At 36.1% G+C, this 20,354-nt stretch carries 21 protein-coding genes; 14 read left to right on the forward strand and 7 right to left on the reverse strand.

The genetic code is table 11. The features are described 5' to 3' along the window. Positions 1-98 precede the first annotated feature (98 nt). Positions 99-1,019 (forward strand): RluA family pseudouridine synthase, encoded by a 921-nt coding sequence (locus WAZ07_RS04440; RefSeq protein ID WP_336471490.1) that lies wholly within the window; start codon positions 99-101, stop codon positions 1,017-1,019. A gap of 315 nt (positions 1,020-1,334) precedes the next feature. Here WAZ07_RS04440 and WAZ07_RS04445 read toward each other — a convergent pair whose 3' ends face one another. Continuing rightward, the gene (locus tag WAZ07_RS04445; protein ID WP_413788869.1) at positions 1,335-2,177 is read right to left on the reverse strand and encodes a CAP domain-containing protein; all 843 of its coding nucleotides are present in this window, start codon (positions 2,175-2,177) and stop codon (positions 1,335-1,337) included. A gap of 1,023 nt (positions 2,178-3,200) precedes the next feature. Between WAZ07_RS04445 and WAZ07_RS04450 the strand changes: the two genes are divergently transcribed. From WAZ07_RS04450 to WAZ07_RS04490, 9 genes are all read left to right on the forward strand, one after another. Continuing rightward, positions 3,201-4,172 (forward strand): YncE family protein, encoded by a 972-nt coding sequence (locus tag WAZ07_RS04450; RefSeq protein WP_336471492.1) that lies wholly within the window; start codon positions 3,201-3,203, stop codon positions 4,170-4,172. Next, positions 4,169-4,840 carry a response regulator transcription factor gene (locus tag WAZ07_RS04455; protein WP_336471493.1) on the forward strand — a complete coding sequence of 224 codons (672 nt, stop codon included), beginning with the start codon at positions 4,169-4,171 and terminating at the stop codon, positions 4,838-4,840. The genes WAZ07_RS04450 and WAZ07_RS04455 overlap by 4 nt, the downstream gene beginning before the upstream one ends. A 1-nt stretch (position 4,841) precedes the next feature. Then, the gene (locus WAZ07_RS04460; RefSeq protein ID WP_336471494.1) at positions 4,842-6,230 is read left to right on the forward strand and encodes a sensor histidine kinase; all 1,389 of its coding nucleotides are present in this window, start codon (positions 4,842-4,844) and stop codon (positions 6,228-6,230) included. Between the two features lie 276 nt (positions 6,231-6,506). Next, entirely contained in the window at positions 6,507-7,196 is a 690-nt protein-coding gene (locus tag WAZ07_RS04465; protein ID WP_336471800.1) for a FadR/GntR family transcriptional regulator, read from the forward strand. Positions 7,197-7,369: 173 nt separating this feature from the next. Next, positions 7,370-8,086, forward strand: coding sequence for a (Fe-S)-binding protein (locus tag WAZ07_RS04470; protein WP_336471495.1), 717 nt, complete (start codon positions 7,370-7,372; stop codon positions 8,084-8,086). Positions 8,087-8,104: 18 nt separating this feature from the next. Beyond that, entirely contained in the window at positions 8,105-9,526 is a 1,422-nt protein-coding gene (locus WAZ07_RS04475) for a LutB/LldF family L-lactate oxidation iron-sulfur protein (protein ID WP_336471496.1), read from the forward strand. Next, positions 9,526-10,236: a LutC/YkgG family protein gene (locus tag WAZ07_RS04480; protein WP_336471497.1), complete on the forward strand. Its 711-nt coding sequence runs from the start codon at positions 9,526-9,528 to the stop codon at positions 10,234-10,236. The genes WAZ07_RS04475 and WAZ07_RS04480 overlap by 1 nt, the downstream gene beginning before the upstream one ends. A gap of 111 nt (positions 10,237-10,347) precedes the next feature. Further along, positions 10,348-11,058: a prepilin peptidase gene (locus WAZ07_RS04485; RefSeq protein ID WP_336471498.1), complete on the forward strand. Its 711-nt coding sequence runs from the start codon at positions 10,348-10,350 to the stop codon at positions 11,056-11,058. 12 nt (positions 11,059-11,070) lie between these two features. Next, positions 11,071-11,385, forward strand: coding sequence for a cyclic-phosphate processing receiver domain-containing protein (locus tag WAZ07_RS04490; protein WP_336471499.1), 315 nt, complete (start codon positions 11,071-11,073; stop codon positions 11,383-11,385). Positions 11,386-11,553: 168 nt separating this feature from the next. Here WAZ07_RS04490 and WAZ07_RS04495 read toward each other — a convergent pair whose 3' ends face one another. The 6 genes from WAZ07_RS04495 to phaQ all read right to left on the reverse strand — a co-directional run bounded on the left by WAZ07_RS04495 (position 11,554) and on the right by phaQ (position 15,760). Next, the gene (locus WAZ07_RS04495; protein ID WP_336471500.1) at positions 11,554-12,402 is read right to left on the reverse strand and encodes a formate/nitrite transporter family protein; all 849 of its coding nucleotides are present in this window, start codon (positions 12,400-12,402) and stop codon (positions 11,554-11,556) included. A 214-nt stretch (positions 12,403-12,616) separates the two neighbouring features. After that, complete coding sequence (locus WAZ07_RS04500; RefSeq protein WP_336471501.1) at positions 12,617-13,423, reverse strand: TerC family protein; 807 nt, start codon at positions 13,421-13,423, stop codon at positions 12,617-12,619. A 454-nt stretch (positions 13,424-13,877) separates the two neighbouring features. After that, complete coding sequence (locus WAZ07_RS04505; protein ID WP_090915256.1) at positions 13,878-14,063, reverse strand: alpha/beta-type small acid-soluble spore protein; 186 nt, start codon at positions 14,061-14,063, stop codon at positions 13,878-13,880. A gap of 134 nt (positions 14,064-14,197) precedes the next feature. Beyond that, entirely contained in the window at positions 14,198-14,641 is a 444-nt protein-coding gene (locus WAZ07_RS04510) for a MaoC family dehydratase (RefSeq protein WP_090915258.1), read from the reverse strand. Positions 14,642-14,742: 101 nt separating this feature from the next. Next, on the reverse strand, positions 14,743-15,267 hold the full coding sequence (gene phaP / locus WAZ07_RS04515) for a polyhydroxyalkanoic acid inclusion protein PhaP (protein WP_336471502.1): 525 nt from the start codon (positions 15,265-15,267) through the stop codon (positions 14,743-14,745). Positions 15,268-15,310: 43 nt separating this feature from the next. After that, positions 15,311-15,760 (reverse strand): poly-beta-hydroxybutyrate-responsive repressor, encoded by a 450-nt coding sequence (gene phaQ, locus WAZ07_RS04520; protein ID WP_090915262.1) that lies wholly within the window; start codon positions 15,758-15,760, stop codon positions 15,311-15,313. Positions 15,761-15,974: 214 nt separating this feature from the next. Between phaQ and phaR the strand changes: the two genes are divergently transcribed. The 4 genes from phaR to WAZ07_RS04540 all read left to right on the forward strand — a co-directional run bounded on the left by phaR (position 15,975) and on the right by WAZ07_RS04540 (position 20,328). Beyond that, positions 15,975-16,442 carry a polyhydroxyalkanoic acid synthase subunit PhaR gene (phaR, locus tag WAZ07_RS04525; RefSeq protein WP_336471503.1) on the forward strand — a complete coding sequence of 156 codons (468 nt, stop codon included), beginning with the start codon at positions 15,975-15,977 and terminating at the stop codon, positions 16,440-16,442. Positions 16,443-16,596: 154 nt separating this feature from the next. Further along, the gene (phbB, locus tag WAZ07_RS04530) at positions 16,597-17,340 is read left to right on the forward strand and encodes an acetoacetyl-CoA reductase (protein ID WP_336471504.1); all 744 of its coding nucleotides are present in this window, start codon (positions 16,597-16,599) and stop codon (positions 17,338-17,340) included. 81 nt (positions 17,341-17,421) lie between these two features. Then, positions 17,422-18,507 carry a class III poly(R)-hydroxyalkanoic acid synthase subunit PhaC gene (gene phaC, locus WAZ07_RS04535; RefSeq protein WP_336471505.1) on the forward strand — a complete coding sequence of 362 codons (1,086 nt, stop codon included), beginning with the start codon at positions 17,422-17,424 and terminating at the stop codon, positions 18,505-18,507. 471 nt (positions 18,508-18,978) lie between these two features. Continuing rightward, entirely contained in the window at positions 18,979-20,328 is a 1,350-nt protein-coding gene (locus tag WAZ07_RS04540; protein ID WP_336471506.1) for a TrkH family potassium uptake protein, read from the forward strand. Positions 20,329-20,354 lie beyond the last annotated feature (26 nt).

A 20,354-nucleotide genomic window follows, 5' to 3' on the forward strand; every position in this document is an offset into this window, starting at 1 on the left:
CGATAATTGGAGACAGTTCGATTGCGAACTGTCTCTAATTATGCATGAGAAGCGATTTTCCGTTACAATAAGAAAATGAATAGAAATAAGGTGATGATATGAAAGTAAAGAAAATGGGAGAATGGTGTGAAATTACGGTTCCTTCAGAATGGGATGGACGAACAATAGATTCTATTTTGAAAGAAGAATGGCAAGTTCCGAAAAAATTATTACATAAATATCGTATGGAAAAAAGTATTCTTGTTAATGGAGAAGGAAAACGGTGGAGTGAACAACTGCAAAAAGAAGATAAATTGCAAGTTCATATGTTTATACAAGAAGAGTACGATGTAGAACCGGAGTTTTATGATATAGAAGTTATCTATGAAGACGATCATGTATTAATTGCTAATAAACCAATTCAAGTAGACACACATCCTGCAAATAAAGGCGGGACAGGCACATTAGCAAACTATGTAGCATTTCATTTGCAAATGCAAGGAATTGAAACAAAGGTGCGTCATATTCATCGATTAGATAAGGACACAACAGGAGGAGTCGTCTTTGCAAAGCACGCTTTAGCCGGTGTGATTATGGATCGATTATTAACGGAACGCAAAATTAAGAGGACATATATGGCACTTGTTGAAGGGAAAGTACAAAAGAAGCGAGGTACAATAGATGCTCCAATTGGACGAGATCGCCATCATGCATCAAGGCGTCGAGTTTCTCCAAAAGGTGACCGTGCCATAACACATTACGAGGTCATGCAATATTCGAAAGAGAGTAACATAACACTTGTGAAAGTTCAATTAGAAACGGGAAGAACGCATCAAATACGCGTTCATATGAGTTATCTCGGTCATCCGCTGATTGGCGATGTATTATATGGCGGTAAGACAAGGCTGCTTTCTCGTCAAGCATTGCATGCTGCTCATATTACAATGTTACATCCAATAACAAAACAGCAAATTGAAGCAGATATCCCTCTTCCTCATGATTTTTCTCGTATTTTACATTCTTGTATGAATAAAAAATAAATAGAGCCCCCTAAGAAGGCTCTATTTATTTTGTTATTTGCGGACTCTTTCAACTCCAAATGCAATAGAAAGTAAAGAAATTAGTTTAGGAGAGTCCGATTGGTTTAACTATATAAATCGCTGCGATGCCAAGCAAAACATGACCTGCATTCGCTTTTTCCCTTTGTTTTAAAACCCTGCATGTGGCTAAAAAAGATCCTGACCGCTTCTATGCAAGGCCAGATTCTCTTGCCCATCTAAAAAAAGGGTTTTATGCCAGTTTTTCGATATGTATTTATAAAATAATCAATGGGGAGAACCCCATTGATTAAAGTCTTACTTTGAAATAAATTCTTGTGTCCAGTAGTTTCCGCTTTCTACGTAACCAACACCAATATGTGTGTATCCGTTATTTAAAATATTTGCACGGTGACCTGCACTATTCATCCAAGCTTGTACAACTTCTTCAGGAGTACGTTGTCCTTGTGCAATATTTTCACCAGCAGATTTATATGAAATGCCAAACTGTTTCATCATATCAAACGGAGAACCGTATGTTGGGCTAGTGTGATCGAAGTAATGATTTTTTTGCATATCTTCTGATTTAACACGTGCCACTTTGCTTAACTGGGCGTCTACTTTTAATGCTGGTAAACCTTGTTTTGTACGTTCAGCATTTGTTAAATCAACAACTTTTTGTTCAAATGCGCTTAATGAACCCTTTGATTCTTCGGCAGGCTTATCAGCTGGCTTAGTTGGTTGGTTGTTATCAACAGGCTTATCAGCTGGCTTAGTCGCTTGGTTGTTATCAGCAGGTTTATCAGCTGGCTTAGTTGGTTGGTTGTTATCAACAGGCTTATCAGCTGGCTTAGTTGGTTGGTTGTTATCAACAGGCTTATCAGCTGGCTTAGTTGGTTGATTGTTATTATCAACCGGTTTCTCTTCGGGCTTAGCTGCTGAGTTGTTATCAGCCGGTTTTTCTTCTGGTTTCGTTGTTTCATTGTTATTAACTGGGTTTGTAATTACAATATTCCCCCAAGGAGTTGTAATTGTTGTGTAAGTCGGTTGCCCAGGAGTTACACAGTTGCCTGGTTGGAAAGCACCCGCATTCCATTTTGCATATGAATTTAAAAGAGATGTTAAGAAAGATTGAAAGTCTTGTTGATTCATATATTGCATAAATAATGGAGAATGTGAAATATTTTGAACTTTAGGTGTTGATGGTTGGATTGTTTCTGCTTTCGCACCATTTGTTCCTAGGCCAAATGTAAGAGCAGTTGCTGCCGCTACAGATAGTAAAACACGTTTTTTCATTGTTAAATTGTCCCCCTACTTATGTATAAAGTTATGAAACTGTTATTACATAGAATTTATTTTTGTCGGCCTGATTGACTGACACGTTCATCGTAGCATAGATTTTTGTCGAAAAAAAGTTGGAAAAAAATTCATAGGCTACGAGATTTCCTTTTTTATCCTAACTGCTCAAAGGGAACAAAATAACGAAATATTAGATGTCATAAGGGGTAGTTAATATTTAAATAGAGAAAGAGTAACAATAATAATTGGCTATATTTTCTATCTTGAAAGAAGGGGAATGGGATAACACTAACGTTTATAGAAGAAAATAGAGGAATATTATGGATTGTTTTTAACACAATTGTAATCTTTTTGTCGTTCTTTTTTATTATACAGTAACATATTTTTAATGTTGTAGACTATAAAAAAGACGGGCGTATCTTTAATAGAGAAAGGTACGCCTGTTTTTCATATTAAGAGGAACTTCATTAAGGAAGGAACTATTCTTTTTTGTTGTGCCGTTTCATGTGATACATGTATAATCTGCCCCCGTAAAATAACTTCACGTTCAATACAAAGTTTCATATACAGAAATCCCCTGCTTTTAACATTTACTATATAAATACATTTTGATTTTTCCACATAGAAATCATTGCTATGCCAAACAAAACCTGACCTGCTCTCGCATTCTATCTTTGTTTTAATCCATGCACGTGGCAGAAAAAGGAGCTGACCGCTACTATGTATAGCAAGATGCTCTCGCCCACCTAAAAAAAGGGGTGTTTAATTTCCGTTTTTCAATTTACATTTATATATTATATAGTAAGAACTATGATTTCACACTTTCCTCACAATTATTTGCTATTTTACAAGTATAACGAAACTGTCCATAATGGAGGTAATCTTTTGAAAAGGTGGCTTATTTTACTTTGTATCGTACTATTACTTACAGGATGCAAGGGAGGGGCGTATCAATCGATTGATACGAAAGCATCTCTTCTTATAACGACAAATATAAAAGAAGGAAGTATTAGTTTTATTGATACTGATACGAAAAAAACAATTACAACGTGGCATTTAAATGAGGCTATTACGGGAACAACGTTGTTACCAGATAGAAATCGCTTACTTGTATATGGAAAACAGCTTGAGTATATATATGTATATTCTTTGAAAGATGGAAAGCAGCTTGAAAAATGGAATACAGGAAAAGGCATAGCAAATATCTTATTATCTGAAAATGGGAAAGAGCTGTTCGTTGCGGATCAAAACCAGCAAAAAATTCGTGTGTTTACAACCAATGGAAAAGAAACAGAGAGCATTTCGGTTGGAAAGGGTCCGCTGACGATGATCCAATATAATGATATGTTATATGTTCTTAATTTTTATGATACGAAATTGTCTAGTATTGATGTGAAACAAAAGAAGGTTGTGAATTCTTTTATGATTCCACCAGCCTCAACAGGTGCTTTTCTTAGCCGAGATGGAAAGGACATATTTATTGGCGGGCATGGTGACGGTAAACAAGTAAATGAAAAAGTGCTCATGTATTCTGTACAAGATGGACAAATGCTACAATCGTTACATGCACCATTTATGCCGGTCAATCTGTCTACAGATCAACAATTTATTTATGTACTTAGTCATGGGTCTAACACATTGAGAAAATTTGATGGAAAAACGTATAAAGAAGTAGGAGTGCTTGAAGTAGGATCGAATCCATTTGCATTTTGGCAAGTTGGTAATGAAGGATATGTTGCGAGCTATGATAGTGATGAAGTGTATGTTTTAGATTTAAGTGAAATGAAAATAAAGCAGACGATTTCAGTTGGTAAAGGGCCATTTCAATTTACGCAAAGAGTAGGGGAGAAGAAATGAGTAAGTATAAAGTATTACTTGTTGATGATGAAAGTGATATGAGGCAACTTGTCGGTATGTATTTGGACAACTTTGGGTATGAGTGGGAAGAAGCTGAAAATGGAAAAGAGGCGCTCCATATACTTGAAATAGAAAACTTTGATTTTGTTATTTTGGATATCATGATGCCAGAAATGGATGGGATTACGGTTTGTAAAGAAATTCGAAAAACATCCGATATTCCGATTATCTTTTTGACAGCAAAAGGAGAGGAATGGAATCGCGTAAATGGATTGCGTACAGGGGCAGATGATTATATTGTTAAACCATTTAGTCCAGGAGAATTGATTGCACGTATGGAAGCAGTATTAAGGAGATACACGAAATATGAAGAACAAGAGGAGATAGCATTTGGACCAGTTGTTATTAATGAGAAAAGTCGCCGCGTTGAAATAGATGGTGAAGGTATTTCATTAACTGTGAAAGAATTTGATTTACTTTATTTTCTTTGTCAACATAACGGTCAAGTATTTAGCCGGGAGCAGTTGCTTGAAAAAGTTTGGGGATATGATTACGCCGGTAGCACTCGAACAGTTGATACGCATGTGAAAACAATGCGCTTAAAGTTTGGAGAACATGGGAATTGTATTCAAACTGTTTGGGGTGTAGGCTATAAATTTGAGGTGTAAGATGTTTACGATGGTACAAAAGTTATGGCTTACAATTGCGTGCGCAGTTTGTATAACAGTTTCATTTTTATATTTTGTTTCATTATATTCGTATGAAAAATTATATGTCCAAAATATTGAAGAGACATTAAAGGCAGAGGGAAATCGTCTTGTTGCGCAATATAGAGCAGACGAACCTATAGATGTATTTGAGGAAAGGGTAAAATCATTCGATAAAATTGCTAGTGCCGATGTATTGTTTGTAAATAATCCACGTGATTTAAGTGCATGTCTTCCATTTGATGTTCATTACAATTCAATTATTAGTGAGGATGACCGGCAAGCACTGTTAGAAGGAAAGACGATTACAAAGATGGGATATGAAGAACATTTTCAGCGTAACATTATGGGAGTCGTTATTCCTGTATTAGACAATAAAAAATTGATCGGTATTGTATATTCTTATATTCCTTTAAAGAGCATTAAAGATTTAATTTATGAAATGGGACTCATTTTAGCTCCTCTTGCTCTTGTAATGATTGTGTTAACTGTATGGATTGGACGAAAGATTGTTATTGCAATTACAAAGCCACTTTCACAAATGGAGCGAGTTGCGAATCATATGGCAAAAGGAGATTTTTCGCAGCGAATTACAATTTCATCAGAAGATGAAATTGGTCGGCTTGGTAAAGCATTTAATAAGATGGCAAGTGCACTTGAAGAAGAGGATGTGCAGCGAAAAGAATTTTTAGCAAATGTGTCACATGAACTGCGAACCCCTCTTAGTTATATTAAAGGATATAGTGAAGCAATTATTGACGGTGTAGCAAAAGGCGAACAGCAGTTAAAGTTTACCGGGCTTGTTCATAAAGAAGCAGGACGTATGCAACGTCTTGTTCATGATTTATTAGATTTAGCGCAGCTTGAAGGAGAACGTTTTCCTCTTAAGAAGCAACCTATTGTATTTGCACAGTTAATTGAAGATGTACTAGAGACATACGAATTACAATTGACAGAAAAACAAATTAAATTGCATACAATTCTTGATCCAGATGTAATTGTCAATATTGATGAAGATAGAATGCAACAAGTACTTCATAACATAATAGATAATGCGATTCGCTATACAGGTGAGAATGGGATTATACATGTCCAATTAGAGCAGCAAGCAGAGCAATGTAAATTGCAAATTAAAGATACTGGGATTGGTATTGGCACCGAACATCTCGAAAAGTTAGGCGAACGCTTTTACCGAGTGGATAAAGCGAGAAGCCGTCACAATGGTGGGACGGGACTAGGACTTGCGATCGTAAAACAAATTGTGCACATTCACGATGGAACATGGCAAATTAAAAGTGAAGAAGGAAAAGGAACGACAATTTTGATTCATTTACCAGTTATCTCTTCATAATGAATAAATAGGGAAAAATATCGGGATAACTTTTTTTGTCTATTTTATGAACAAAATGTTTGTACTTCTGTACGTTTAGTTCTAAAATAGATATGGATGCTATTTTCTGTATAAAGTGAAACTTGTAGTAGTTATCTCTTGACTATCTTTTTTCACTTCTCAGAATTTTGAGGTGAGAGTTTTACTACCCGTTAGTGCGGGATAAATTGTTGTCATAGTTGTTTGGATGATACTGGGGTGATACAACTGGAATACAAATCTATTAAGCCAAAAAAAATTTACGAAGAAGTATCGGAAGCCATTTTAGCAATGATTAAAAATGGTACATTAAAGCCTGGTGACAAACTTCTTCCTGTTCATCAATTGGCAGAGCAGTTTCAAGTTGGCAGATCTGCTGTGCGCGAAGCGTTAAGCGCATTGCGAGCAATGGGCTTAATTGAGATGAAACAAGGTGAAGGTACGTATGTGAAGAACTTTACTGCCTCTTCATTAACATCGTCATTAAATACCACTTTGCTAATGAAACAAGAAGATATTGTGAATTTATTGGAAGTGCGAAAAGTGCTTGAAGTAGGAGCAATTGGTGCAGCAGCATTAAAACGCACTGAAGAAAACTTACACAATATGCAGCATTGGTTAGATGAGATGCAAAAGGGGATGGGAGATGAACAAGCTGGTGAAAAAGCAGATTTTCATTTCCATATGGCAATTGCAGAAGCTTCGCATAACAATATTTTGTTAGAATTAATGAACCACGTCTCTGAAATGATTGCTGAAACAATCGGTGAAACAAGACGAATTATTTTATATGGTGAACAAACAACAGCAGAACGACTTCTAGAAGAGCATCGGAAAATTTATGAAGCAGTGCTAGAGAATGATGTTGAAGCAGCGCAACAAGCGATGCAAAATCACCTAACGAATGTAGAGTGTATGGTCACAGGCATTGAAGAAACAAATTCGTAAGTTTATGCTTTTAAAATTTTATTTTTTGATAAAGTAGAGAAAGTATAAGTAAGCGTTTTCTAAAGAAAGAAAGAATGAATATGAGCAGTTGGTGTCTCACTTCTTTCTTTTTTAATAAGTCATCTGATGACCATATGAATATTGGCTGAGTTGAAATGAGGGGGAGCTATAATATGAAAGTTACATTGTTTGTTACATGCTTAGTCGATATGTTTGAAACAAATGTCGGCAAAGCGACGGTTGAAATTTTAGAGCGATTAGGTTGTGAAATTGAATTTCCGGAAGCGCAAGTTTGTTGTGGGCAGCCGGCTTACAATAGTGGCCATGTAGAAGCGGCAAAAGAAGCAATGAAGCATATGATTAGCACATTTGAAAATGCTGAGTATATCGTTACACCTTCCGGTTCTTGTGCGACAATGTTTCACGAGTATCCACATGTATTTAAAGATGATCCAGAATGGAGACTGCGTGCACAAAAAGTAGCTGAAAAAACATATGAATTGACACAATTTATTGTTGATGTGCTAAAAGTTACTGACGTTGGTGCTCGTTTGGATGGCGTAGCAACGGTCCATAAATCTTGTCACATGACACGTTTACTAGGAGTAAAAGAAGCTCCAGGTATTTTATTATCAAATGTGAAGGGCTTAGAAGTAAGAGAGCTGCCAAATGTACAAAATTGTTGCGGTTTTGGAGGAACGTTCTCGGTAAAAATGACGCCAATTTCTGAACAGATGGTAGATGAAAAAGTTGATAGTGTCATAGAAACAGGTGCTGATTATTTAATTGGAGCAGATTGTGGGTGTTTGTTAAACATTGGCGGGCGTATCGAGCGTTTAGGGAAAAATGTGAAAGTAATGCATATTGCTGAAGTGTTGAATAGCCGCTGATGAAGGGGGAAGTAAGCTATGTCTATGAAAACAAGTGATAAAAAATTTAATGATCGTGTTGGTGAAAATCTTCAAGATTCGTTTATGCGCGGGGCAGTATCATCTGCGCAAACGCGTCTGTACACAAAACGTTTAGAAGCAGCTGAGGAGCTAGGTAACTGGGAGGAGTGGCGTGATCTTGGTGAACAAATTCGTCAGCATACGCTAGAAAATTTAGATTATTATTTAATGCAACTGAGCGAAAATGTATCAAAACGAGGCGGGCATGTTTTCTTTGCGAAAACGAAGGAAGAGGCAGCTGAGTATATTAAGCAAGTAGCTGAAAAGAAACAAGCGAAAAAAGTTGTGAAATCAAAATCGATGGTAACAGAAGAGATTGGTATGAACCATGTACTTCAAGAAATCGGTTGTGAAGTCGTTGAGAGTGACTTAGGGGAGTATATTTTGCAAATAGACAATGATCCGCCATCTCATATTGTTGCGCCAGCACTTCATAAAAATAGAACGCAAATTCAAGGTGTATTTAAAGAAAAGTTAGGATATGAAAACTCCGATGATCCATATGAGATGACGAAGTTTGTTCGTAAAATTCTTCGTGAAAAATTTATGGATGCAGAAATTGGAGTAACAGGATGTAACTTTGCAGTTGCTAACACAGGTTCTCTTTGTTTAGTAACAAATGAAGGGAATGCAGACCTTGTTATGTCTATTCCGAAAACACAAATTGCGGTAATGGGTATGGAACGTATGGTTCCAACGATGGAAGAACTTGATGTTCTTGTCGGTTTACTTTGTCGTAGTGCTGTTGGTCAAAAACTAACAAGTTATGTAACCGTAGCAGGACCAATTCAAGAAGATGAAATAGATGGACCAGAAGAATTCCATTTAGTTGTTGTAGATAATGGCCGTTCTGAAATTTTAGGTTCTGAGTTCCGTCAAGTATTGCAATGTATTCGTTGTGCGGCATGTATCAATGTATGTCCAGTGTATCGTCATGTTGGCGGTCACTCTTACGGATCCATTTATCCTGGACCAATTGGTGCGGTATTAACGCCACTTTTAGGTGGCTATGATGATTATAAAGAACTTCCATATGCATCTAGTTTATGCGGAGCATGTACAGAAGCTTGTCCAGTAAAAATTCCATTGCATGACTTGTTATTAAAACATCGTCAAGTAATTGTGGAAAAAGAAGGACGTGTACCGCTTGCAGAAAAACTTGCGATGAAGATGTTTAGTATGGGCGCTTCTTCTGCGGCTTTATACAAAATGGGATCGAAAATGGCGCCGGCTGCAATGAGCCCATTCACATCTGGTAATCGTGTTTCTAAAGGTGTGGGACCGCTGAAAAATTGGACGGAAATTCGTGAATTCCCAGCGCCAAGCAAAGAAAGATTCCGCGATTGGTATAAAGAGCATAAGAAAGGCGGGAATAACTAATGGCAGGAACGATTCAAAACCGCGATGCATTTTTAGAAAATATCGCAAAACAGCTTGGACGTGAACGCAAAACAGAAGGGGTACAGCGTCCGTTATGGAAAAACAATGTGAATGTAGAAACGTTACATGATTACTCGCAAGAAGAATTATTAGAAGTATTTATGAAACAATGTAACAACATTCATACAACTGTTATTGAAACAAATCGAGATGGATTAAGTGCTGCAATTAAGAAAGTTGTCACTGAAAACGGCGGCGGACCAATTATGTTATCTCAAGATGACCGTTTTGAAGAGTATGGACTAGGGCAATTGTTTGAAGCGGAACTTCCAGGTGAAAACGTAGAAGTAAATACTTGGGATCCAGTAAAGAAAGAAGAAAACATGAAGCTGGCGGAACAAGCAAATATCGGAATTTCGTTTAGTGATTATACATTAGCGGAATCAGGTACAATTGTCGTGCAAAGCCATAAAGGAAGAGGCCGTTCATTACACTTTTTACCGACTATTTATGTAGCCATTATTCCACGTGAAACAATCGTACCGCGTATTACACAAGCAGTACGTGATTTGAATACACGTGTAGAAAATGGAGAAGCCGTGGCTTCTTGTATTAATTTTATTACAGGGCCAAGTAACTCTGCTGACATTGAAATGAACCTTGTCGTTGGTGTACATGGACCATTAAAAGCATTTTATTTTGTTGTATAGATGGAAAAACAGGCCTAATAAGGGCCTGTTTTTTTATGGAGAAAGATAAATTTTTGCAAATACAATATGTTATCTTTTCTTGTTATACTAGGCGCGAAAGGAGAGGGTGAAATGCTCTTTTATGTATATGCTTTTTTCACTGGTTTGATATTAGGCTCTTTCTATCACGTTGTTGCTTATCGTATTCCGCTTGGTTATTCCATTATAAAACCGCGTTCCCATTGTTCTCATTGTTCCCATGTATTACAACTAAAAGAGTTGATTCCTATTTTATCATTTTGTATTCAAAAAGGCCGGTGCAAGCACTGTAATATAAAAATCTCATATTTTCATCCTTTATTTGAAGGCATTGCAGGGCTAATGTTTCTTCTTGCAGCAGTTTTTGTTGGTTTCAATGAGCAACTTATTATCGTGTGGACATTGTTATCACTTCTTTTGATTGTTTCCATTACAGATCTTCTTTATATGATAATTCCAAATCAAATTTTATTCTTTTTTGCAGGACTATTTCTAATAGAACGTTTTTTTATACAGCCATCGCTATGGTGGGACGGATTGTTAGGGGCAATGGTTATGTTTATGCTCTTATATGTCATTCAAGTTATTTATCCAAAAGGAATCGGAGGAGGAGATGTAAAATTATTGACTTTACTTGGTTTTGTAGTTGGAACAAAATCGATACTGTTGTCACTTTGTTTCTCATCCTTATTTGGTCTTTGTTTTCTTATTATTTTTATTGTTCTTAGACGTATGACATATAAAGAACCACTTCCCTTTGCGCCTTTTATTGCACTTGGTACAATATGTACATATTGTATGTAGAGGAGGGATGGGATGAATGTATATATGGATGATCAAAGACCGTGCCCAGCTGGCTTTACACTAGCGACGACAGTCGAACAAGCGCTGGAGCTTATTCGAAATAATAAGATACATACGTTATCACTCGATTATAATATGGGATTCCGTCAGAGAAATGGGCTGTATTTCGTAGATGTATTTTGTAAGGAACAATTATATGTGGAAGAAATTCATTTTCATACGAATGATACGATCGGACAACATTATATGTTAAAGCGGATACAAAAAGGAAAAGAGTCTGGAGAAATTTCTTCATCTATTATTATTAAATGTGTTGGAAGTTACTAAAAAAGCATGCATTCCAATAAATTTGGAATGCATGCTTTCGACGTGCAGGGGATGAATCCTTCATGCTTATTAAAATTCGCTTTATCCCGCTATTAACGGGCAGTAAAACCCCGATTGGTTCAACTAACCTCTTGTGAGGAAAAGCATCTCACAAGAGGAAGTTTCACTTTATTTTACATGTGCTGGCAATGGAATAATTTCTTCAGTTTGTTCAGAATCGATTTCTGATTTTGTAGATTTTGTTTCACCTTTTGTTTTAGTCAAATAATGATAAACCATACCAACAAATACAGATCCGCCAACTATGTTACCGATTGTAGCGGGAATTAAGTTATGAATCGCACCCGTAAAAGAAACTGTATCAGGATGTGGAACAAGTAAAGCAATTGAAAATATAGATAGATTTGCGATGCTATGTTCATATCCTGACATGAAGAAAGTAAATACAGTTAAAAATATCATAAGGATTTTAGCTGTATCTCCCTTTACTTGAGATGGGAGGAAACATGCAAGACAAACGAGCCAGTTACATAAAATAGCTTTGAAAAATATGTGCATTGTTGATGCGCCCATCTTTGTTGTGGCAACTTCATTTAATAAGTGATTGTGACTTATTGTTTCAAAAATACCAGTTGCATAAAAGAGGAATGCAAAAAATACTGCTCCTACTAAGTTTCCTACATAACAAGCACCCCAGTTGCGAAGTGTATCGATAACAGTTGTTTCTTTACGTAAAGTTGCAACGGTGAAATACATTGTATTTCCTGTAAATAATTCAGCTCCACCAAATATAATTAAAATAAGTGCAATTCCAAAAAAGATAGAGAATGCAAAATATGTTGCGGGTGAATGTGCATCATGAAAGAAATTTCCTAATTTAGAACATAGTACAATAACAAAACCCATATAGATACCAGCTAGCGCTGCCCGAAGGAAATATTGCATTGGATTGTTATCTAATATTTTTTTCTTTTTCTTTGCGAGCTGTACTAGGTAATCTACTCCTTGTTCTAGCATAAAACATTACGCTCCTTCAATAAATCGATTATAAATACTCTTTATATGAATAAGGTACACGTATTTGTTGTTACTTTCAATAAGTTTGTTCAATATTTCACAAAAAGGACACCATTTTTAATGAAAGCGCTAACAATATGTTGTATAATATAATACATTTTCAATAATTGAGAAACCCCACCTATTTTTGAAGAAAAAAGAAAAAGCGCTGAAATTACAGCGCTCTTTCGTTATATTGTTTCGAATCTTGTTGTGCGTTTGGCTTTGTTTCTTTTGATAAGAACCAACCACCTGCACCAATTGACAGCAATACAACCCAGAATATCAATTTCCAAGTAGCTGATTCTGGGAATTCATGTGGAATTACGCCTAATGCAGGGTGAGCTAACGTATAAACCGCTAATTTCACACCAACCCAGCCGACAATCATGAATGCAGCAGTTTCTAATCCAGGTTTACGTTGCAGTAAGTTTACGAAAGCGGATGCGGCAAAGCGCATAATAATTAATCCAATCATACCGCCTGCGAAAATAACAGCAAACTGTCCGATATCAAGTTCGCCAATTGTACCAAGGTTTGTCTTCGGTAATGTCATTGCTAATGCAACAGCTGCTAAAATAGAGTCAACAGCAAACGCAATATCAGCAAATTCTACTTTCAATACAGTCCACCAAAAGTTTTCTTGTTTTTTCTTTGTTTCTTTTTTTTCTGTTTCTTGTTGAGTTGTATTCTTTTTTACATACGTTTTTACAAGGTGGTTACCAGCGATAAACAGTAAATAAACGGCACCGAGCGCTTGTACTTGCCATACATCGACAAGATATGAAATCAGAAACAATGATCCAAAGCGGAATACAAATGCTCCTGCAAGTCCGTAAAATAAAGCTTTTTTACGTTTTTCTTCCGGTAAGTGTTTTACCATAATCGCAAGGACAAGTGCATTATCTGCTGCTAAAATTCCTTCCAAAGCAACTAAAATTAGTAATACCCAACCATACTCCAATAATAAAGATAGTTCCATTTACATTCTCCTCTCGTTTGTATAAGCGCTAAACAAAAAGAAGAAAATTCCCCATTGTTTAGCTTCCCCAAAAATAAGCTCTATCAACGGCGGAGGAATTTAGAAATGAATGCAAAAAAGACCTCTGCCGTTAATAGGCAAAGGTCTTGCTAGACATATGTAATAAAAATATGCCAACAAAGCCGGAGGAACATAGTTCCACGTAATGACGACTTTGTTTCAGAGAATATTTTCTCTGACGCTACTCCCCTTTGGAAATATGCTATTACGTAAAGTATATAAGTAATACTAAAGTTTGTCAATCTGTTAAAAGGTTTCTGCGTGAATATTTTGTTTTTTTACACTTTCTATGAGGAGAGAGAAATGTTCATGAGTAGTATGCTTGTTCTGCTTAAAATTAGAATAGTAAAGAGGCAGAGAATATCTGCCTCAAATCCATTGTTTATTTTATTTATTATCCACGTAATTGTTGCTGTGCAAGGGAAACGAGACGTTTTGTTACTTCACCGCCGACAGATCCGTTTGAACGAGCAGCTGTATTAGATCCTAAATTCACGCCAAATTCTTGTGCAATTTCATACTTAAACTGCTCTAATGCTTGTTCAGCACCAGGAACAAGTAGTTTATTTGTTTTTGCCATAGTATAATACCCCTTTTTTCATTTTCAGCTTATAACAGCTGATGATATTATTGTATGTGTTTGATTTTCACTCATACGCGGAAGTAATCGGGCAGACTAACAGTTCTTGGATGAAATGAAAAAGAGTAGCAGCGCTACTCTTTTTTCATAACAGTTGCTGTACCTTCTACAACAACTTTATTGTATTGATTATATATGTTTGTTTGTAATGTAATAATTCTTTTATCATCACGTTTTTCAATGACTTCAGCGACAACACGCAGTGTATCTCCGATTTTTACAGGGGCACGGAATGCGATATTTTGTGATAAATAAATGGTGTTTTTTCCAGGAAGCTTTGTTCCAAGTATTGTTGAAATAAAGCTAGAGACGAGCATACCATGAGCAATACGTTCTTTAAACATCGTTGTTTTGGCAAAAGAATCAAGTAGATGAATTGGATTTACATCGCCCGTAAGTTTTGCAAACGTAACAATATCTTCGTTTGAAATCGTTTTTGTTAAAGAAGCTTGATCCCCTATGTGAATGTCATCATAATAAAGCTCATGAACCGATTCTGCTTCTCGAAAAGGATTCATTTCTTCCTCCTTCTTTTCCATGTTGAAAAATGTGAGCCATATTGATGCAAATGGAGAAAGAAAGGAAAGAGTATCTTTTGCAGTCAGTTGCCACATCTTTCTTACTTCATGGAAGTAAATAGATTTTTTGAGTTTTCCTCGAACTTTTTTACGAGGTCTAGTTGCATGGATTTGAATTCTTCTAAAAAACTTTCCATTTGTTTTTGAACCTCTTCACGTTGTTGTTGTTGCTGGCTAATTAGTTGTTTCACTGCTTCTTCGAATTGTTCGCTTGTTTGTGAAAGTAAAGATAGAGATGTTTTTGTTGGAGATACAGTGATTTGCTGCATATGATTGGAAAGTTCATTCCATTTTTCTTGCCATCCATCCATTTGTTCATTAAAGCAATTTCCAGTAAATTGCTTTACGTATTCAGTATATTGTTCATTTGCTTGTGCTGAAAATTGCTGGATTTCTTTTTCGATTTCTTTCGTACTTTCTGTTAATTTATGCAAAGCTTCCTGTTGATGTTTCAATGTTTCTAATGTAAGTTGTTCCATTTGTTTTCCAGCTGAAGAGAAAAAGGATAGAGAGTGTGACCAATTTTTCCAGAATACATCAACAAGTTCGTGTGGTTTCGTTTCCATGACTTGACCTCCAAATAAAATTTTTACATATTGTGAACGCAGATTAATCTGCTGTATCACCAGAAGATGATGAAGATTTTTCATCCTTTACTGAAACCGTGGAAAATGGGAAGAATGCATTTGTGTATAGGTTAAAAAATGTACGAAGCATCTTTTGATATTGCTCAAATGAAGTAGCGCAAGAAGATAAATATTCCTCTCCATATTCCGTTAAAGAATAAATTCGTTTTGCTGGACCTCCTTCACTTGTATCCCAAGTGGAAGATATGAGGTTTTCTTTTTCTAACTTTCGCAAAGTCCTATATACATTACCTTGATCAATAGAAGAAAAGCCAATATCCATTAGCATTTGAATGAGTTTGTAACCGTGAAGACTCCAGTCTTTAAGACAGAGAAGTAGAAATGGAACTAAGAAGTTTTTTGGCATGGAGTTTGGTTGTTTCGTTTGGGGCGTTTCCAAACTTTCTTTTTTTTCTGGTTCATTTTGTAGCATGATTGTGCATCACCTCATGAATCAGTTAGTTGGGAATTTTTTCTTATATGTGCAATTTACACCTATCTGTATTTTTTGTCAATGAATTTTTCGAAAATAGAAAAAATAAATACACCCTTGAACTTTTAGTCAGAATATTAGAAAATAATGAATAGATTGAATTATTTCAATTGTTTTTCTAGTTTTAATAACTAAATGAAGGAGTGTAGGAGAAGTGATTGAACAAAAACTCGATCCACTACAAGCTTGGAAGGAAGTTTACGAACAGACAGAAAAGTTTTGGGGAAAAACGCTTGGTGAAACAATCAAGACAGAAGAGTATTCTGCATGGATGGGAAGCGTTTTAGATTTGAACTTGTTTTATCAAAAGATGATGAACGATGCAACGAAGGGATATTTAGAGAAAGTGAATATCCCAACGCAAGAAGATATTGCACGAGTTGCCACTCTTGTTATTAATTTAGAAAACAAAGTTGACAATATTGAAGAGTTTTTGGAGGGAAATACAGAATCCCTTGGACAATCACTTACAATAAAACGTGATGTAACAAAAGTGAAGCAAGATATTCGGACGTTAGAAAATAAATTAGATAAAATTTTAGAGCTATTAGAAGGGAAAAATGGAATATTAGAAAAACTACAAGTGCCAACAGTACAAGCGAAACCAGATAATAAAAAATAATTTCGTTAAATATATATTCGTTCCGAAAGCGAAAGGGAGAACCTCTTTCTAGGGCGATATATTATTTATAAATGTATACATGCATTGTGCGGTGTACATCTAGGCGAAATCCATCCATCATGTAGCCGCGAATTATAATAAAGGGGGAGCAAAAATGGCTCAATTACATGGAAAAGTAGCAATTGTAACTGGTGGAGCAAAGGGGATTGGAAAAGCAATTACAGTGGCACTAGCGGCAGAAGGTGCAAAAGTAGTGATTAACTACAATAGCAGTAAAGATGCTGCTGAAAACCTTGTGAATGAGCTCGCAAAAGAAGGACATGATGTGTATGCTTGTCAAGCAGATGTTTCTAAGTTAGAAGATGCAAAGCGCCTTGTAGAAGAAACAGTACAGCATTTTGGGAAAATAGACATTTTAGTTAATAATGCTGGAATCACAAGAGATCGTACATTTAAAAAGCTAAATCGTGAAGATTGGGATCGTGTTATCGATGTGAATTTAAGTAGCGTATTTAATACAACAAGTGCTGCACTTCCATACATAACGGAAGCGGAAGAAGGGCGAATTATTAGTATCTCTTCTATTATTGGACAAGCTGGTGGATTTGGACAGACGAATTATTCAGCTGCAAAAGCTGGTATGATTGGATTTACAAAATCTTTAGCATTGGAACTTGCAAGAACAAATGTAACAGTAAATGCGATTTGCCCAGGGTTTATTGATACAGAGATGGTAGCAGAAGTTCCGGAAAACGTTCGTGAACAAATTGTAGCTAAAATTCCGAAGAAACGTTTTGGACAAGCTGATGAAATTGCAAAAGGTGTTATATACCTTTGCCAAGATGGTGCGTACATTACAGGTCAGCAATTAAATATTAATGGCGGTTTATATATGTAATCTAACAACAAAGAAGTGCATGTCTACGATAGGTATGCACTTCTTTCTTTCTAAAAAAATAAAAATAAAGGAGTTGCGAACATGACAATGCTCAGAGCAGAATGGGAAAAACAATTAGAGTTGTATCCAGAGGAATATCGAAAAGCATATCACCGCTTTAGACGAGCAAGTGAAGTGTTACTTCGTGAACCAGAGCCGCAAGTGGGCTTAACGCCAAAAGAGGTTATTTGGACGAAAAATAAGACGAAATTATATCGTTACATTCCAAAGAAAGAAAAGACACATTCTGTTCCTATTTTGTTAATTTATGCTCTTATTAATAAGCCTTATATTATGGATTTAACACCAGGGAATAGTTTAGTGGAATATTTAGTGAACCGTGGTTTTGATGTGTATATGCTAGATTGGGGAACGTTTGGTTTAGAAGATAGTCATTTGAAATTTGATGATTTTGTTCTCGATTACATTGCAAAAGCTGTGAAAAAGGTATTGCGTACAGCAAATGCGGAAGAAATTTCTTTGCTTGGTTATTGCATGGGAGGAACATTAACTTCTATTTACGCTGCACTGCACCCGCATATGCCAATTCGTAATTTAATTTTTATGACGAGTCCATTTGATTTCTCTGATACAGGGTTATATGGACCGCTATTAGATGAAAAATATTTTAACTTAGATAAAGCAGTGGATACATTTGGAAATATACCTCCAGAAATGATTGACTTTGGAAATAAAATGTTAAAGCCGATTTCGAATTTTGTCGGTCCGTATGTAGCGCTTCTTGATCGTTCAGAAAATGAACAGTTTGTAGAAAGTTGGAGATTAGTTCAAAAATGGGTTGCAGATGGGATCCCTTTTCCAGGAGAAGCATACCGTCAATGGATTCGGGAATTTTATCAAAAAAATAAACTAGTTAAAGGTGAACTTATGATTCGCGGCAGGCAGGTGAAGTTGGAAAATATTAAGGCAAATGTATTAAATATTTCTGCGAAACGTGATCATATTGCTCTTCCATGCCAAGTGGAAGCTTTATTAGATCATATTTCTAGCGTTGATAAGCAGTATGTGTGTATTCCAACGGGGCATATGTCAATTGTGTATGGAGGAACAGCGGTAAAACAAACATATCCGACAGTCGGCAATTGGCTTGAAGAACGTTCGAACTAGGGATTGATAGTGAGAGAAAAGGAAGTTATCCAGTTAGTGAAAACTAGCTGGATTTTTTTATCCCGCTATTTTGGGGCAGTGATACTCCCACCTCAAAATTCAGCGAAAGCATTGTCCGGCTCCAGTGGCTAGAATGTTCGGTGGCTTCGTTTCTTCCTACGAGATAAAAAACCCCTCTACGTCAGAAGCTCCATCCCCCTCACATTCTGAACGAGCCACTTCCGCTTTTCTTAAGAAGTTAGGTGGGAGATAAACTGCTGGCATGCGCCCGATTGGGAGGGCTAATAATCAGTAGGAGCTTGCAAGTGTTACAGAGTATGTTGGGCATGTCAGCGTAGTCACTCCTTAAACGTTAAAGTCTATACCTTGTTATGAAATGTTGGGAAATGATATGATATATGATGTGCTCGTTATTGGTAGTAGTTCGGATTTTAAAGTATTTTAAGCAAAAAAAGTTAAAGAAGTGATGGAATGAAAGCTATTAGGAAATGGTTACAACGTTTAAGGCCAGTACAGCTTATTGCTGTATTTTATGGCATTGCTGTGATTGTATCTGTTCTATTATTAAGCATGCCATTTGTTATTAAACCAGGAGTGAAGTGGACGTTTATTGATGCTTTATTTATATCTGTTAGTGCAGTAAGTGTAACCGGTTTATCTACTGTGTCGATTCCAGATACATTTAATACAGCAGGTATCGTTATATTAGCACTTGTTTTACAATTAGGCGGACTTGGCATTATGGCACTTGGCACGTTTGTTTGGATGATTACAGGGAAGAAAATAGGTTTGCAGCAGCGGCGATTAATTATGGCAGATCAAAATCAAGGGAATTTAGCAGGACTTGTTCATTTAATGCGCTCTATTTTAATATTGATTGTTTCGATTGAATTGCTTGGTGCACTTTTATTAGGGACAAGATTTTTACATTATTTTCCTAGTTGGAAGGAAGCGTATTTTCATGGTTTTTTTGCAGCAGTTAGTGCGACAACGAATGGTGGATTTGATTTGACGGGCCAATCGCTTATACCGTATCAAAAAGATTATATTGTACAAATTATACATATGTTTCTCATTATTTTAGGTGCAATTGGTTTTCCTGTATTAATTGAGATTAAGCAATATATGAGTAGAAAGAGAGAGAAATTATTTCGATTTTCATTATTTACAAAACTTACAACAACAACGTTCTTTTCTTTAGTTATTGTTGGAACAGTCGTTATTTTTTTGTTAGAATGGGATCATTTTTTACATGGGAAATCATGGGATGAAATGCTGTTTTATACATTGTTTCAATCTGTTACGACAAGAAGTGGCGGTTTAGCAACGATGGATATTCAGGAATTTTCGCCTCCGACACTTTTCTTTATGAGTATATTAATGTTTATTGGCGCTTCGCCAAGTTCTGTTGGCGGTGGTATTCGTACAACAACATTTGCTGTTAGTATCCTCGTATTGTATAACTTTGCAAAAGGTAGTAGAAGTGTACGTGTATTCGGGAGACAATTACATGAAGAAGATATTGTAAAATCGTTTGTTGTTGCATTGATGGGCGCGTTGTTATGTGCGGTAGCAATATTTATTTTATGTATAACGGAATCATTTCCATTAATGAATCTCGTCGTAGAAGTGTGTTCAGCGTTTGGAACGACTGGATTATCGACAGGGATTACATCAGAACTCACAACGATTGGAAAGTTAGTATTAATTGTGCTTATGTTTATCGGGCGGATTGGTATTTTAACGTTCATATTGGTGATTGGGGGAAGAGAGAGACCTCCTCGATATAAATATCCGAAAGAGCGGATTATTATTGGATAAGAAAAGCGATTCTATTTTGTAAAATA

It is taken from the genome of Bacillus bruguierae, assembly GCF_037104725.1.
Taxonomy (GTDB): Bacteria; Bacillota; Bacilli; order Bacillales; family Bacillaceae_G; genus Bacillus_A; species Bacillus_A bruguierae.